Genomic DNA, 16,449 nt, shown 5'->3' with positions numbered 1-16,449 from the left:
GCCTTGCACGCAGTGCATGAACTCTTCGCGGAACAGGCTCGGCGGACACCGGCGGCGACCGCGCTGGTGTACGGCGAGGAGCGGCTGAGCTACGGCGAACTCGACGCGCGTGGCGACCGGTTGGCGGGGCTGCTGCGGCGACGCGGCGTGCGGCCGGGCGCCCTGGTGGGCGTGTATCTGGAGCGGTCCGCCGAGATGGTGGTGGCGCTGCTCGGCATCCTCAAGGCCGGTGCCGGTTACGTGATGCTCGACCCGGACTTTCCGGCGGAGCGGCTGCGGGGGATGGCGGCCGACGCGGGGGTGGCCGTGGTGGTGTCCCGGCGCGGAACGCGGCAGCCCGTTGCCGCGGCCGAGTTGGCGGCGATGGAGGACGCCGAGGGGGCCGAGCCCCTCGAGCCCGGCACTGTGCGCGTACGGCCGCAGGGCCCGGCCTGCGTGATGTTCACCTCCGGCTCCACCGGCCGCCCGAAGGGCATCGTCGCCCCGCACGCCGCGATCACCGGCACCCTCACCGGGCAGGACTTCGCCTCCTTCGGGACCGGCGCGGTGTGGCTGCAGTGCTCGCCCGTGTCCTGGGACGCGTTCGCGATGGAGCTGTGGGGCCCGCTGCTCGGCGGCGGCCTGTGCGTGCTGCACCCTGGGCAGCGCCCCGACCCGGTGGTGATGGCCGGCCTGGTGGACAGGCACGCCGTCACGTCCGTCTACCTCTCCGCCTCCCTGTTCCATGTGATCGTCGACGAGTGTCCGCGGGCGCTGGCCGGTGTACGCGAACTCATCGTCGGCGGCGAGCCGTTGTCGCCCGCGCACGCGGCCCGCGCCCTGGAACGCCACCCCGGGCTGCGGCTGAGCAACGGCTACGGCCCGGTCGAGGGCATGGTCTTCCTGACCGTCCATCCGGTCACCGTCGAGGAGGTGCGGGACGGCAGGCCGGTACCGATCGGCCGCCCGCTGGCCGGGAAACGGCTCCGGGTGCTCGACGAGCGTTTACGGCCCGTCGCGGACGGCGAGACCGGTGAGCTGTACGCCGCCGGGGCGGGCGTCGCCCTCGGGTACTGCGGCCGTCCCGGGCTGACCGCCGAGCGGTTCGTGGCCGACCCGTACGGGCGCGCCGGGGAGCTGATGTACCGCACCGGGGACCTGGTGCGGCGCCGGGCGGACGGGGTGCTGGAGTATCTGGGGCGGGCCGACGCCCAGGTGAAGATCCGCGGGTTCCGGGTGGAGCCGGGCGAGGTGGAGACGGTCCTGGGGGGCCATCCGGGCGTCGTCCGGGCCGCCGTCGTCGCGCGTCCCGACGCCTCGGGTGACAAGCGGCTGATCGCGTACGTGGTCCCGAGCGAGGGGCGTCAACCGGCCCTTTCCGAGGGAGAGTTGCGCGAGCACGCCGCTCGCGTGCTGGCCGACTACCTGGTCCCGGCCGCCTTCGTGCTCCTGGACGCCCTGCCCCTCACCCCCAACGGCAAGCTGGATCGCGCCGCCCTGCCGGAGCCGGGCCCGCTCACCGGCTCGCTCGCCTCGGCGACCGCACGGCAGCCGTCCGGCGCGGTCGAGGAGGCGCTGTGCGGGCTGTTCTCCGAGGTGCTCGGGGTGGCGTCCGTCGGCCCCGACGACGACTTCTTCGACCTGGGCGGCAACTCGCTGATGGTGGCGCGGCTGCTGGGCCGGATCCAGTTGACGCTGGGCGCGCGGGTCGGCGTACGGGCGCTGTTCGAGTGCCGGACGCCGGGGGCGCTGGTGCCGCATGTGGAGAAGGCCGAGCAGGAGGAAAGGGCCGCCGTGGCCGCCCCTGCACGGGACGGGGACGTGCTGCCCCTGTCGTACGCCCAGCGCCGCCTGTGGTTCCTGGACCGGGTCGACGCGGGCACCGCCTACACGCTGCCCGTGCTGGTGCGGTTGCGCGGCGAGATCGACCCGGAGGCCCTGCGGGCGGCGCTCGGGGACGTGGCCGCCCGGCAGACGGCGTTGCGCACCGTGTTCGTGGAGAGGGACGGCGAGCCGGGGCAGCGGGTGCTGGACGGTGCCGAAGCGCTGCCTCGGCTGAGGCGGATGGAGGTCGCGGGCGACGAGTTGACGCAAGCCGTCTCCGCGGCCGCCCGGCACCACTTCGATCTCACAGAAGAACTCCCCCTGCACGCCGTCCTGTTCACCGTCCGGGACCGGCCGGGTGAGCACGCTCTGCTGCTCGTCCTGCACCACATCGCGGGTGACGGCTGGTCCCTGCCCCCGCTGTTCCGGGACCTGTCGCGTGCCTACGCCGCCCGGACCGCCGGTTCCGTCCCGGAGCTCGCCCCGCTGCCCGTGCCGTACGCCGACTTCGCCCGCCGCCAGCAGGAGCGGCTCGGCTCGTCGGACGATCCCGGCTCCCTCGCGGCAGCCCAACTCTCCTACTGGCGCAAGGCGTTGGCGGACCTTCCGACCGGCGGCCCGCTGCTCCCCCGCCGTCCCGGACGGCCCACGGTGCCGGGGCGGGAGGCCGCCACCGTCGTGCGGCGGCTGGACGCGGACGCGCACACGCGGATCGTCGAGGCGGCGCGGGCGCAGGGGGCGACGCTGTTCATGGCACTGCACGCCGCGCTCGCCTCCGCGCTGGTGCGGGCCGGGGCGGGCGAGGATCTCGCGGTCGGCTCGCCCATCGCCGGGCGTGGGGGCGACGGCGCGGTCGAGGACGTCGTCGGGTTCTTCGTCAACATGCTGGTGCTGCGCACCGACGCCTCCGGCGACCCGACCGCCCGGCAGCTGCTCGCCCGTACCCGGGAGGCGGCACTGGACGCCTTCGCCCACCAGGACGTGCCGTTCGAGGAGGTCGTGGACGCGCTCGGTCCCGTCCGGCCGCCCGGGCGGCAGCCGTTCACCGAGGTGGTGCTGGCGTTGCAGAACAACGCGCGGGCCGAGGTGGAGCTGCCCGGCGCCGAGTCCGGCGTGGAGCCGCTGCGTACCGGTACGGCGCGGTTCGAGCTGCTGGTCGACGTCACGGACGAGCACGGGCCGTCGGGCGCGCCGGACGGGATGACGCTGGTCTTCGAGTACCGGACGTCGTGTCTGGAGCCGGAGTTCGTCGAGTGGCTGGCGGACGCGGTCGTCACGGGACTGCGCGCGGCGGCCGCCGAGCCGGACGTACCGTTGTCCCGGCTCCCGCTGCCCGAGCCTCCCCGGCGCGCGGACGCGACCCGGGACGCGGTCCTCGCCCCCGAGCGCGCCGCCGGCGCCCCGGCGGACTCCGCCCTGTACCGGGAGATCGCCGCCGTCTGGTCGGACGTCCTGGGCGTGCGGCACATCGGCCCCGACGACGACTTCTTCCGGCTCGGCGGCAACTCCCTGCGCGCGGTACGGGTCGCCGCCCGCCTCACCGGCGGTGGGCGCACGGTGACGGCCGCCCAGTTGTTCACCTCGCCCACCGTCGCCGCCCTCGCCGCCGAGCTGGCGCGGGCACCGGCCGGGGCGCACGCGGCACCGGCGCCCATTCCGCGCCGACCGCGCGTTCCCCGGCAGCCCGGCCGCGACGGCCGTACCGACACGAGTGAGAAGGAGGTGCCATGGACCTGAGCGTGATGTTCTTCGGCGCCGACACCCCCGCCGGCGACCGCGACACCGGCGCGCCGCGGCACAGCGAGGCCTACGACGACATCCTCGCCGTCGCCCGCACCGCGGACCGGCTCGGCTTCCACGCGATCTGGACGCCCGAGCGGCACTTCCAGCAGGTGGGGCAGGTGTTCCCGAGCCCGCCGGTGCTCAGCGCGGCACTGGCGGTGGCCACCGAGCGGATCAACATCCGGGCGGGCAGCGTGATCCTGCCGCTGCACCATCCGCTGCGGATCGCGGAGGACTGGGCGGTCGTCGACAACCTCTCGCACGGCCGGATCGGGCTGTCGGCCGCGACCGGCTGGCACTCCGCGGACTTCGTCCTCGCGCCCGGCAACTACGCGGACCGCCGCGAGCGGACCCTGCGGGACATCCCGTTGCTGCGCCGCCTGTGGGCGGGTGAGCCCGCCGAGTTCACCGACGGCACCGGCGCCTCGGTCTCCGTCCTGCCGCAGCCCCGGCCCGTGCAGGACGCCCTGCCCCTGTGGCTCACCACCTCCGGCAACCCGGCGACCTGGGAGGCGGCCGGAAGCCTGCGCACCGGGGTCCTCGGGGCGACCGTCGGGCAGAGCCGGGAGGAGCTGGCCGAGAAGATCGGCCGCTACCGGGCCGCCTGCGCCGCGGCGCCCGAGCAGGGCGGGACCGACGCGCACGGCCGGGTGACGCTGATGGCGCACACCTACGTCGGCGCGGACGACGAGGAGGCGCGGCGGCTGACCGCCGGACCGCTGAAGCGGTACCTCCAGTCGTACGTCCGGCAGACCACGGCCAACCGCACGGCCGACAAGGCCACTGCGGAGCTCACCGAGGAACAGACGGCGCTGCTCGCCGAGTTCGCCTTCCACCGCTATCTGACCTGGGGCAGCCTGCTCGGCTCCGCCGGGACCTGCCGGAAGATGCTGGCCGACCTGCGCGAGCTGGGCTGCGACGAGGTCGCCTGCTTCGTTGACTTCGGACTCGGCCGCGAGGAGGTGCTGGCCGGTCTGCACCGGCTGGCCGAGCTTCGGGAGGACGTGGCGTGACCGCCTCTTCGGGTGCGTCGATGGCGGACCGTTTCAGCGCACTCAGCGGTGAGCAGCGGGTGCGGCTGATGCGGCGGCTGGTGGAGTCCGGGCAGGTGGGGCTGATCCCGGCGGTCGTACCGCCGCGCGACGGGGACGGGCCGGTGCGGCTCAGTCCGGCGCAGGAGGACCTGTGGGTGTACGAGTCGCTGTATCCCGGCACCCCGGCCCTGAACCTGTGCTGTGCCTACCACTTCGACGAGACGGTGGAGCCGGTCGACCCGGACCGGCTGGAGACGGCGCTGACCCTGGTCCGCGCGCACCATGACGTCCTGCGGGCCCGCATCGACGGGGAGCCGGGCGCGCTGCGGGTCGGCTTCCCGCCCGAGGAGCGTTTCCGCCTGGAGCGGGAGGACCTGCGCGGCACCGGCACCACCATCGCCGAGGCCTTCGAGACCTTCCGGCGCCGCCCCTTCGACCTGGCGGGCGCCCCACTGATGCGGGCCAGGTTCGTCACGGTGGACGACCGGCGGACCACGCTGATGCTGAGCCTGCACCACGTCATCGCCGACTGGTGGTCCTTCGACGTGCTCCAGGCCGAGTTCGCCGAGGCCCACCGGGCGCTGCGCTCGGCCACGGCGGCGACTACCCTGACCCGGCCCCGTATCCAGTACGCCGATTTCGCCTCCTGGCAAGGCGAGTTGGAGGAGGCCGGCGTCTTCGAGGCGCGGCTGGCGTTCTGGCGTCGCTACCTCGCCGAGCTGCCTGGGCCGCTCACCGTGCCCGGGGCCGGCTCGGGGTCGTCCGAGGAGATCGCCCAGATCCCGTTCCGCGTCGACGCCGCCACCGCCCGGGCCGTACGGGCGCTTGCCCGGGAGCGCGGCGCCTCCGTCTACGTCGTCCTGATGGCGGCCTTCGCGGTCCTGGCCCACCGCCTCACCGGCGCCGACGACATGGTGCTCGGCACGCCGACCGCCAACCGGACCGCCAAGGGCCTGGAGCGGGTCATCGGGTACGTCATGAACGCCATCCCGACCCGCTGGCGGATCCGGCCCGGGGACTCCTTCGCCGACGTGCTGGCCAGGTTCGCCGCGGACTTCCCCGAGCTGATGGCCAACGCGGACGTGCCGGTCGGCCGGATCGTCTCCGCGGTCGCGCCCGACCGCAGTGCCGGGCGCTCCCCGCTGTTCCAGTGGGTGTTCATGCACCTCACCCAGCAGCGCAGCGTGGCCGCGCTGCGGGAGTTCAGCGAGCCCGAACGGATCCACACCGGCGGCGAGCACGACCTGGTCGGCATCGTCCGGGACGCCGACGACGGCACGATGGACGGCAGCTTCGAGATCCGTACGGCCCTCTTCGATGCGGATGCCGTGTGGCACTGGACGGAGGCGTATCTGGAGCTGCTGCGGCGCTTCACCGACGATCCTGAGGTGCCGCTCGCCGAGGTCGGGCTGGTGCCGGAGGCCGACCGGCGCCGGGTGGCGGAACTCAGTTCCGGGGGGCCCGCCCCCGAGCCGCTGACCCTGCCCGACCTGGTCGCCCGGCAGGCGGCCCGCACCCCTGACGCGGTCGCGCTGGAGGGCGTGGCGCTGACGCTGACCTACGCCGAACTGGCCCGCTGGGTTGACCAGTTGGCCGCGGTGTTCGCCGAGCACGGCGCGGGGCCCGGCGAGGTGGTTGCCCTCGCGCTGGGCCGCACGCCCGCGATGACGCCTGCGCTGCTGGCGGTGCAGCGGACCGGTGCCGCGTACCTGCCGGTGGACCCGGACTATCCGGCCGAGCGGGTTCGGCTTGCGCTTGAGGATGTGGCGCCGGTGCTGCTGGTCGTGAGTGAGCGGGGGGTGCCGCTCGAGACAGACGTGCCGATGTTGGTGCTGAGCGACTCGCCGGAAGTGCCACTAAATGCCGTCGATCGTCTGCCGCATCGTCGTGGCTGGTCGCGCCCACGCGGCGGTGGCCGCAAATCGATGACAGCCCCGCGCCCCTGTGGGGCGCTCACCCCCGCGTACGTCATACACACCTCCGGCTCCACCGGCCGCCCCAAGGGCGTCGTCGTCCCGCACACCGGGCTGGCCGCCCTCGCGCAGGGCCTCGTGGACGCCATGGCGCTGACCCCGGACGACAGAGTCCTGCAGCTCGGCTCGCCCGCCTTCGACATCTCCCTGGGCGAGCTGTGCATGGCATTCGGCTCGGGCGGGACGCTGGTCATACCGCCGGAGGGGCCGCTCGCCGGGCAGGAGCTCGCCGACGTGCTGACCGAACGGCGGATCACCTGCGCCCTCGTGCCGCCCTCCGTACTTGCGACCGTGCCCGCCGGCGAGTACCCGGCGCTGCGGTCGCTGGCCGTCGGTGCGGAGGCGTGCCCGCCGGATCTGGTGGCCTGCTGGGCCGTCGGTGGGCGGCGGTTCCACAACGCGTACGGGCCCACCGAGTACACCGTCGGCGCCACCGTCTCCGGCCCGCTGACCGGTGACGGCACGGCCCCGCCCATCGGCGCCCCGCTCCCGGGCACGCGCGCGTACGTCCTCGACGAGCGGCTGCGGCCGCTGCCGCCCGGGGTGTGCGGTGAGTTGTATCTGGCGGGGCCGGGAGTGGCGTACGGCTATCTGGGTCGGGCGGGGCAGACCGCCGAGCGGTTTGTCGCCGACCCGTACGGGCCGCCCGGCGAGCGCATGTACCGCACCGGGGACCTGGCCCGCCGCCGGGCCGACGGGCAGCTGGAGTACCTGGGCCGTTCCGACGACCAGGTGAAGATCCGGGGTCACCGGATCGAGCCGGGCGAGATCGCGGCCGTCCTCACCGGGCATCCCTCGGTGGAGCAGGCGGTGGCGGTCGTACGGGAGGACCGGCCGGGCAGGCCGCGGCTCGTCGCGTACGTCGTCGGCGGCGGTCCGGGGTCCGAGCCCGCGCCGGACGCGCTGCTGGCGTACGCCGCCGTGAGGCTGCCCGCCGCCATGGTGCCGGCCGACGTGGTGGTGCTGGACGGGCTGCCGTTGGCGCCGAACGGCAAGCTGGACCGGGCGGCGCTGCCCGCGCCGGGCGACCGGCCGAGCGGCTCAGGCCGGGCGCCGGAGGGGGGCCGCGAAGTCACCCTGTGCGCGCTGTTCGAGGCGGTGCTGGGCGTCGAACGGGTCTGTGCCGACGACGACTTCTTCCGGCTGGGCGGCGACAGCATCATGGCGATCCAGCTCGCGGGGCGGGCTTCGGGGGCGGGGCTCCGCATCACGCCCCGTGACGTCTTCACGACCCGCACGCCCGCCGCGCTCGCCCTGACGGCGCGGGAGGCGGCGGACCTCGGGGAGGACGAGGGTACGGACTCCGGCACGGGGCGTTTCCCGCTCACCCCGGTGATGCGCTGGTGGCTCGAACAGGCCGGGGACGCTACGGCGTTCACCCAGTCGATGGTGTTCCCGGTGCCGCAGGACGTGGGCCTCGAGGGCGTCGAGGCGGCGGTGCGCGGGCTGGTGGAGCGGCACGGTGCGCTGCGGATGCGCCTGGTGGACGGGGAACTGGAGGTTCCCGAGGGGGTTCCCGAGGACGACGTCGCCGGCGTGGGTGTCGATCGCATCGGTGTGCCGCGCGGTGCCGATCCCCGGGAACTCGCCGAGGAGCTGGCGGCGTCCGTGCGGCTCGACCCGGAGAAGGGGGAGATGCTGCGGGCCTCCTGGCTCGACCCCGAGTCCGGGCGGCCGGGGCTGCTGTTGCTGACCGTGCACCATCTGGCCGTGGACGGGGTGTCCTGGCGGCTGCTGGGGCCGGAGCTGGCGGCCGGGTTGGCCGGTGAGCGGCTGCCGGAGAGCCCGGGCACGTCCTTCGCGCGCTGGGCTCGGCTGCTGGCGCGGGAGGCGGCGCGGCCCGAGTTGGCCGACACGGAGTCGGCCTGGTGGGAGCGGACGCTGAGCGGCCCGGACGCGCGGATCGCGGGCGGCCGGGGTGCCGGGGCGCGCCGTTCCGTGCTGACCGTCGAGCTGACGCCCGAGGTCACCGAGGCGGCCCTGTCCGAGGTGACCGCGGCCTTCCACTGCGGTGCGGACGCCGTGCTGCTGACGGCGCTGGCCGCGGCGGCGGTACGGCAGCGCGGTGCGGGCACGGGTCTGCTGGTCCACCTGGAGGGGCACGGCCGCGAGACGCTCTCGCGGCCCGCCGACGTCTCGCGCACCGTCGGCTGGTTCACCACCCAGTACCCGGTGCGGCTGGACGCGGGCGCCGCGCTCGGCCCCGGCTTCTGGGAGCCGGCGCGGGACGCGGCCGGTGAGGCGCTCAAGCAGGTCAAGGAGCAGCTGCGGGCGGTCCCGTCGGGCGGCCTCGGCTGGGGTCTGCTGCGCCACCTCAACCCGGACACCGCGCCGAAACTGGCCGCGCTGCCCGTCCCCGACCTGCGCTTCAACTACCTGGGCCGGTTCTCCGGCGGCGACACGGCCGACGGCGAGCTGCTCGGCATGTCCGCCGAGGCGCTGCCGCTCGGGCACGCGGTGGAGGTGGACGCGCTGGTCGTCGAGCGGGACGGCGGGCGGCTGTGCCTGAGCGCCGGGTTCTCGTACGGGCGCGGGGTGCTCGACGAGCAGGAGGTGCTGGAGCTGGCCCGCCTGTGGTGCGAGGCGATCGAGGTGCTGGTCGAGCACGCCCGCCGGGACGGCACGGGCGGCCACACCGGCTCCGACTTCCCGCTGGTGGACCTGTCGTCGGACCAGTTGGCCCTGCTGGAGGGCGACTTGGCGTTCGACGACCCGGACGACGAGGGGGACGACTGATGGGCGGCCGCATCGCGGACGTACTGCCGCTCTCCCCCGCCCAGGAGGGCCTGCTCTTCCACGCCCTGCACGATCCGGAGCGCCCCGACCCGTATCTGGTGCAGGCCCGGTTCCGGATCGCGCCCGGCATCACGGCTCAGGCGTTGCGGGCCGGGGTGACCGCGCTGCTGGAGCGGCACCCGAATCTGCGGGCCTGCTTTCGGCACGAGCACGTCGAGCGGCCGGTGCAGGTGATTCCGCGCGCGGTGAGGGTGCCGTGGACGGAGACCGACCACACCGGCCGCACGCCGGAGGAGACGGAGGCGGAGCTCGCCCGGCTCATGGCCGAGGACCGCGAGCGCCGGTTCGACCTGGCCCGGCCTCCGCTGGTGCGGGCCACGCTGGTCCGGCACGACGAGGGTGGGGACCTTCTGCTGACCGTCCACCACATCCTGCTGGACGGCTGGTCCCTGCCGTTGCTCGCGCGGGATCTTCAGGCGCTGACGGCAGGGGGCGCCGAGCTGCCGCCCGCCGTGCCCTTCAAGCAGTACCTGGTCTGGCTGAACGGCCAGGACCAGGCACGGGCGGAGGCCGCCTGGCGTGCGGCCCTGGACGGGCTGTCGCGCCCCGCACCGCTGTCCCCGGTCGGGCCCGACGGCCCGCAGGACACGGTCGACCTGGAGCTGACCCGCGAACTGACCTCGGCGATCACCCGGCGGGCCACGGCGGCCGGCGTCACCGTCAACACCGTGGCGCAGACCGCCTGGGCCCTGGTGCTGGCCCGGCTGACCGGTGCCGAGGACCTGGTGTTCGGCGCGGTCGTCTCCGGGCGGCCGCACGATCTGCCCGGCGTCGAGCGGATGGTGGGGCTGTTCATCAACACCCTGCCGGTGCGGATCCGGCTGCGCTGCGGTGAGGGCGTCGACGAGCTGCTGGCCCGCGTCCAGGACGAGCAGCTGCGGCTGGCGGCGTATCACCACGTGCGGCTGTCGCAGGTGCAGCGGGCGGCCGGAGTGGGCGAACTCTTCGACACGGTCCTGGCGTTCGAGAACTTCCCACGGCCGGAGGGGTCCGCACCGGACGTCGAGCTGGTCGAGACACGGGACGCGACGCACTACCCGGTGACGGTCGCCGTCGTCGCCGGGGAACGGATGCTGCTGCGGGTGAACTGCCGCCGGGGCATCCCGGCGGCCACGGTCGCCGCCCGCCTGGAGCGGGCCTTCGAGGCGCTGACGTCCGCGCACGGCATACCGGCCGACCGGCTCGACATCCTCCCCCGGGAGGAGCGGCGGCACCTGCTCGACCTGGCCGAGGGCCCGGTGCGGCCACTGCCCGGGACGATGAGCATCACCGGGCGGTTCGCCGAGCAGGCGGCCCGTACACCCGAGGCGCCGGCCGTCGAGTCGGACGGTGAGGTGCTGACGTACGGCGGTCTCGACGCGGCCTCCGACCGGCTGGCGGGGCGGCTGCGCGAGGCGGGCGTGCGGCCCGGCGACACGGTCGCGCTGCCGCTGGCCCGGTCCGTGGCCATGGTCGTGGCGCAGCTGGCGGTGCTGAAGGCGGGCGCGTGCTGTCTGCCGCTGGATCCGGGGGCGCCGACCGGGCGGCTGGCGGCGCTGGTGGAGGCGGCGGGCGTGCGGGTGGCGGTCGCGACCACGGGCGCACGACTTCCAGACCGTATAAGGCTGCTGGCCCCTCACGGGGCGGACTCCGCCGCACCGCCGACCGTGACCGTGCACCCGGAATCCGCCGCCTACGTCATGTACACCTCCGGCTCGACGGGCGAACCCAAGGGCATCGTCACCCCCCACCGGGCCGTCGTCGAACTGGCCGCCGACTCCCGTTTCACGGGCGGCGCCCACGACCGCGTCCTCCTGCACAGCCCGCACACCTTCGACGCCGCCACCTACGAGACCTGGGTTCCCCTGCTGAACGGCGGCACGGTCGTCGTCGCCCCGCCCGGTCCCGTCACTCCCGACCTGCTCAAGCGGCTGCTGCCCGAGGCGCGGGTCACCGCTGTGTGGCTGACGGCCGAACTCCTGCGCACCGTCGCGGAGATCGCGCCCGAGGTGCTGGGCGGGGTGCGCGAGGTGTGGGCGGGCGGGGACGTCCTGGCGGCGGGGGCGGTCCGGCGAGTGCGGGAGCGGTGCCCCGGCACCCGGGTGGTCAACGGTTACGGGCCCACCGAGACGACGGTGTTCGCCACGGCCCACCGGGTGACCGGTGAGGTCGGCGGTTCCGTGCCCATCGGACGCCCCCTCGACAACACCCGCGCCTATGTCCTGGACCACCTGCTGCGCCCCGTGCCGGCCGGGGTGGGCGAGTTGTACGTCGCCGGTGCCGGGCTCGCCCATGGCTATCTGAACCGTCCGGGCGGGACCGCCGAGCGCTTCGTCGCCGACCCGTACGGGCCGCCCGGCACGCGCATGTACCGCACCGGCGATCTCGTACGCCTGCTCCCCGACGGCGACCTGGAGTTCGCGGGCCGGTCCGACGACCAGGTCAAGGTGCGCGGCTTCCGGATCGAGCCCGGCGAGGTGGAGGCCGCCCTGGCCGGCTGCCCCGGCGTGGAGCGGGCCGTGGTCGCCGCGCGCCGGGGAGCGGACGGCGGCAGGAGGCTCGTCGCGTATGTCGTGGGCGGCGACCTGGACCTCGTACGGGAGCATGCGGCGCGCACCCTGCCCGCGCATCTGGTGCCGTCGGCGTGGGCGCGGCTGGACGCCGTACCGCTGACCGCGCACGGCAAGGTCGACCGGGCCGCGCTGCCCGGACCCGAGCCGGAGCACCGGCATCGGGGCCACGGCAGGATCGCCCGGCCGGGCCGTGAGCAGCGGCTGTGCGCGCTGTTCGGGCAGGTGCTCGGAGTGGACGCACTGGACCCCGACGCCGACTTCTTCGCACACGGCGGCCACTCGCTGCTCGCCCTGCGCCTGACCGCGCGGATCGAGGCGGAGCTCGGAACCCGGCTGTCGCCCGCCACACTGTTCGAGGCGCCCACACCGGCAGCGCTCACCGCACGCCTCGGCGCAGGGCATGCGCACAAGGCCGACGACGGCGAGGACGCGTACGCCCCGCTGCTCACCCTGCGCGGCGAGGGCGACCTGCCCCCGCTGTTCTGCCTGCACCCGGGACTGGGCCTCGGCTGGGGGTACGCGGCGCTGCTGCCGCACCTCGCCCCCGGGCGGCCGGTGTACGCGCTGCAGACGCCGGTACTGCAGGGCGAGCAACTCCCGCAATCCCTCTCGGCGTTGGCCGAGAGTTACGTGCCGCGCATCCGGGCGGTGCGACCGCACGGACCGTATCTGCTGCTGGGCCGCTCCTTCGGCGGGCCCTTCGCACACGAACTGGCGGTACGGCTGCGCGCGGCCGGCGAGGAGGTCGCGCTGGTCGCCGTCCTGGACTCGATGCCGAAGCCGGCCGAGGTGGCGCGGGTGCCGTTGGACCCGGCGGTCGTGGAGCAGGTGGCGCTGGGCAACCTGCTGCGCAACGCGCTGCCCGGGGTTCCGGCCGGGCCCGCCCCGCTGGACCGGGCGGAGGTCGTCGCACGCGTCCACGCGCACAGCGCGCTCCTCGCCGACCTCGACGAACGACGGCTCGGCACGCTGGTCGGCGCCATGGAGCGGTACATCGAGATGGCCCGCGCCTGGCGGCCCTCGCCGTACGACGGCCGGGTGACCCTCTTTGCGGCGACCCGCGCCTCGGAGGCGACGACCGAGGAGAAGCGCGAGGCGTGGCAGGCCTGCGCGGCCGGGGTGGACGTGCACGAACTGGACTGCGAGCACAGCGATGTGCTCACGCCGGGGCAGGTCGACGAGATCGCAACGGCCGTGGAGAACGCGATACAGGGGGAACGAACCGTTGGACGCTGAAACAGACCCCGAGGCCGGGGAGTACGAGTTCCCGGCCTCCGACGCACAGAGCCGGCTGCTGGTCCTGGACCGGATGAACCCGGGCACCGCCCAGTACAACGTGCCCGCCGCCTACGCCGTGCACGGCCCCTTCGACGTGGCCGCGTTCGGCCGCGCGCTGGACAGCCTGATCGCGCGGCACGAGTCGCTGCGCACGGCGGTGCGGACGGCGCGGGACGGTACGGCCGTCCAGATCGTCGCGGCCTCGGCACGCGCCGCGCTGACGGTCGAACGGGCCGTCCCCGTGGCGGACGTGGCCGACCGGATGCACGCCGAAGCCGCCCGCCCCTTCGACCCCGAGACCGGCCCGCTCCTGCGCTGCACGGTCTACGCCCTCGCCGACGGCAGCCATCGTGTCCTGCTGGTGGCCCACCATCTGGTCTGCGACGGCTGGTCACTGGGCGTGCTGCTGCGTGAACTGTCCACCGCCTACGAGAACGAGACCAAGGGCCTCGCCCACGCCCTTCCCGAGCTGCCCCTGCAGTTCGGTGACTTCGCGGCCTGGCAGCGGGAACGCCAGGCGAACGGGGAGTACACGCGCTCCGTGTCCCACTGGGCCGACCGGCTGCGCGGCGCCCCCGAGACGGTCGCGCTCCCGCTGGACCGGCCGCGCGGGGCGATCCGTACGGCGGCGGGCGGCACCGAACGGTTCACACTCCCGGCCGGCGTCCGCGACCGGATCGCCGAGACGGCCCGGTCGCGCGGTGGTACGCCGTTCATGGCGTTGTTCGCCGCGTACGCCGCGTTCGTGAGCCGCCTGTCCGGCTCCGACGACCTGGTGATCGGCTTCCCCGTCTCCGGCCGGGACCGCCCCGAGCTCCAGGACCTGGTCGGCATGCTGACCAACACCCTGGCGCTGCGCGTCGACCTGTCCGGCGACCCGTCGTACCACGACCTCATCGACCGCCTGCGCACCGCCCTCCTGGACTCCCAGCCCTACCAGGACGCCCCCTTCGAGGCGGTCGTGAACGCCGTCGCCCCGACCCGCGAGATCAGCCACGACCCGGTCGTACAGGTGGTGTTCGGCTACGACGACGACACCGAGCTGAGTCTGCGGCTGGCGGGCGCGGAGGTCGAGCGGGTCCATGTGGCTCTGGACACGGCCAAGTTCGACTTTCATCTGCAGGTGGAGCGGTGGGGGGAGGATCTCGCCGCGTATCTGATCTACCGCAGTGCGTTGTTCGAGGCGGAGACGGTACGGCGGTGGGTGGGGTGTTTCGAGACGCTGTTGGAGGGGTTGCTGGACCGGCCGGACACGCCGGTGTCGAACATCGACATGCTCCCGGCGGACGAGCGGGAACTTCTGATCGCGCTGGGCAACAACGCGCCCCAAAGGGGCGCGGGGAACTGCGCGACCAGCCACAACGAACCCGCAGCCGCCCGACGACAAAGCGCGGCACCCCCTAAGGCGCGCCTGGTCCCAGACCTCGTGGCAGACCGCGCGGCCGAACAGCCGGAGGCCCCCGCCCTCGTCTGCGGCGACCTACGCCTCACATACCGCGACCTACTGACCCGCGCCGACACCCTCGCGGCCCGCCTGCAGACACACGGCGTACGCCGAGGAGACCGAGTCGGCCTACTACTCCCCCGCGGCCCCGAGATGGCCGTCGCCGCCCTCGCGGTCCTGCGCGCAGGCGCCGCATACGTACCGCTGGACCCGGCGCACCCCACCGCCCGCCTGGCCTACATGGTCACCGACTCCGGCACGTCACTGCTGCTGACGGCGGCGCAGACAACAGGCCTGACCGGCACGGACGTACCGGAACTCAGAGTGGACGAGGGCACACCCCTCGACGCTCCGGCCGCCCCCGTGCCCTGCGCCCCCGGCGACCTCGCCTACGTCCTGTACACCTCGGGCTCCACCGGCGTCCCCAAGGGCGTGGCGGTCGAGCACCGCGCCCTGCTGAACCTCGCGGTGAACGTCCGCCCGGTTTTCCCGGTCACCGAGACGGACCGCGTCCTGCAGTTCGTGTCGTTCGGCTTCGACGTGGCCGTGTCCGACCTGTTCTTCCCCTGGGTCGCGGGCGCGGAGCTGCACATCGCGCGGGAGGACGAGCGCCTCGGCGAGGCGCTCCAGGCACGACTCAGGGACTCCCGCATCACCTACGTCTTCCTGCCGCCGTCCGCCGCGATGACCCTGCCCCGTACGCCGGGCGCCCTGCCCGAGCTGCGCACCCTCGCGGTCGGCGGCGAGGCGTGTCCGGCGGAACTGGTCGAGCGGCTCGGTGAGGAGGGCCGCCGGATCGTCAACGCGTACGGCCCCAGCGAGGCCACGGTGTACTCCACCACCGCGGATCTGCGGCCGGGCGAGCCCGTGGTGATCGGCCACGCCGTCCCCGGCTCCCGCGCCTACGTCCTGGACCGCCGGCTGCGCCCGGTCCCGGTCGGTGTGACCGGCGAACTCTACGTCGCCGGCGCCACCCTGGCCCGCGGTTACATCGGGCAGCCCGGTATGACCGCCGAGCGCTTCGTCGCCGATCCGTACGGCCCGCCCGGCAGCCGTATGTACCGCACCGGCGACCTGTGCCGGGTCGACGCGCACGGCGTCCTGCACTACCTGGGCCGGGGCGACTCCCAGGTGAAGCTGCGCGGCTACCGGATCGAGCTCGGCGAGATCGAGGCCCTGCTGGCGGGTCATCCGGATGTCACGGTCGCCGCGGCGGCGGTGCGCGGGGCGGGCGCCGAGCAGCGGCTGGTGGCGTACCTGGTCGCCACCGCCGAGGTGCCGGACGCGGCGCTGCGGGCCCACCTGGCCGGGCGGCTCCCCGGCTACATGGTTCCGGAGATCTTCGTGCGCCTGCCGGAGCTGCCCCTGAACCGCTCCGGCAAGATCGACCGGTCCCGGCTGCCCGAACCGCCTTCGTCGCGGCCGCAGTTGAGCGAGTCTTATGCCGCTCCGAGGAGCGCGGCGGAGCGGCGTGTGGCCGAGGTCTGGCAGCGGGTGCTGACCCTGGACCGGGTCGGCGCGCACGACAACTTCTTCGATCTGGGCGGCAATTCGGTACGTCTGCTGGCCGTGCTGGCGGCGCTCCAGGAGCACCCCGAACACCGGGAGCTCACCCTGGTCGACCTGTTCCGCCACCCGACGGTCGCCGCTGTGGCGGCCCATCTCGACAGTACGGCCGAGCAGACCGCACCCCGCGAGGAGGCGGCCCGGCGCGGAGAAGACCGCCGGGCGGCCCTGCACAAGCTCCGTTCCAGGAAAGGCACGACGCGATGACGACCGAGGAAGTC

At 74.5% G+C, this 16,449-nt stretch carries 5 protein-coding genes; all 5 read left to right on the top strand.

Going from position 1 to position 16,449, the window contains the following annotated elements:
* Window positions 1-12 precede the first annotated feature (12 nt).
* The 5 genes from IF78_RS0106160 to IF78_RS0106140 are packed head-to-tail and all read left to right on the top strand — an operon-like array spanning window position 13 to window position 16,435.
* Window positions 13-3,540, top strand: coding sequence for a non-ribosomal peptide synthetase (locus IF78_RS0106160; protein ID WP_051827516.1), 3,528 nt, complete (start codon window positions 13-15; stop codon window positions 3,538-3,540).
* Window positions 3,531-4,598 (top strand): MupA/Atu3671 family FMN-dependent luciferase-like monooxygenase, encoded by a 1,068-nt coding sequence (locus IF78_RS0106155; protein WP_031479627.1) that lies wholly within the window; start codon window positions 3,531-3,533, stop codon window positions 4,596-4,598. The genes IF78_RS0106160 and IF78_RS0106155 overlap by 10 nt, the downstream gene beginning before the upstream one ends.
* Window positions 4,595-9,328: a non-ribosomal peptide synthetase gene (locus IF78_RS0106150; protein ID WP_158751274.1), complete on the top strand. Its 4,734-nt coding sequence runs from the start codon at window positions 4,595-4,597 to the stop codon at window positions 9,326-9,328. The genes IF78_RS0106155 and IF78_RS0106150 overlap by 4 nt, the downstream gene beginning before the upstream one ends.
* The gene (locus tag IF78_RS0106145) at window positions 9,328-13,176 is read left to right on the top strand and encodes a non-ribosomal peptide synthetase (protein WP_031479622.1); all 3,849 of its coding nucleotides are present in this window, start codon (window positions 9,328-9,330) and stop codon (window positions 13,174-13,176) included. The genes IF78_RS0106150 and IF78_RS0106145 overlap by 1 nt, the downstream gene beginning before the upstream one ends.
* Window positions 13,166-16,435 (top strand): non-ribosomal peptide synthetase, encoded by a 3,270-nt coding sequence (locus tag IF78_RS0106140; protein WP_051827511.1) that lies wholly within the window; start codon window positions 13,166-13,168, stop codon window positions 16,433-16,435. Before IF78_RS0106145 ends, IF78_RS0106140 begins: the two co-directional genes overlap by 11 nt.
* Window positions 16,436-16,449 lie beyond the last annotated feature (14 nt).

The organism is Streptomyces bicolor (assembly GCF_000719285.1).
Taxonomy (GTDB): Bacteria; Actinomycetota; Actinomycetes; order Streptomycetales; family Streptomycetaceae; genus Streptomyces; species Streptomyces bicolor.
Note: the sequence above shows the minus strand (reverse complement) of the source record. Positions and strands in the feature narration are given on the sequence as shown.

Bases quoted from the DNA above. Each gene is read 5' to 3' on its own strand.
- IF78_RS0106155 (WP_031479627.1), top strand. From the start codon at position 3,531: ATGGACCTGAGCGTGATGTTCTTCGGCGCCGACACCCCCGCCGGCGAC.
- IF78_RS0106145 (WP_031479622.1), top strand. From the start codon at position 9,328: ATGGGCGGCCGCATCGCGGACGTACTGCCGCTCTCCCCCGCCCAGGAG.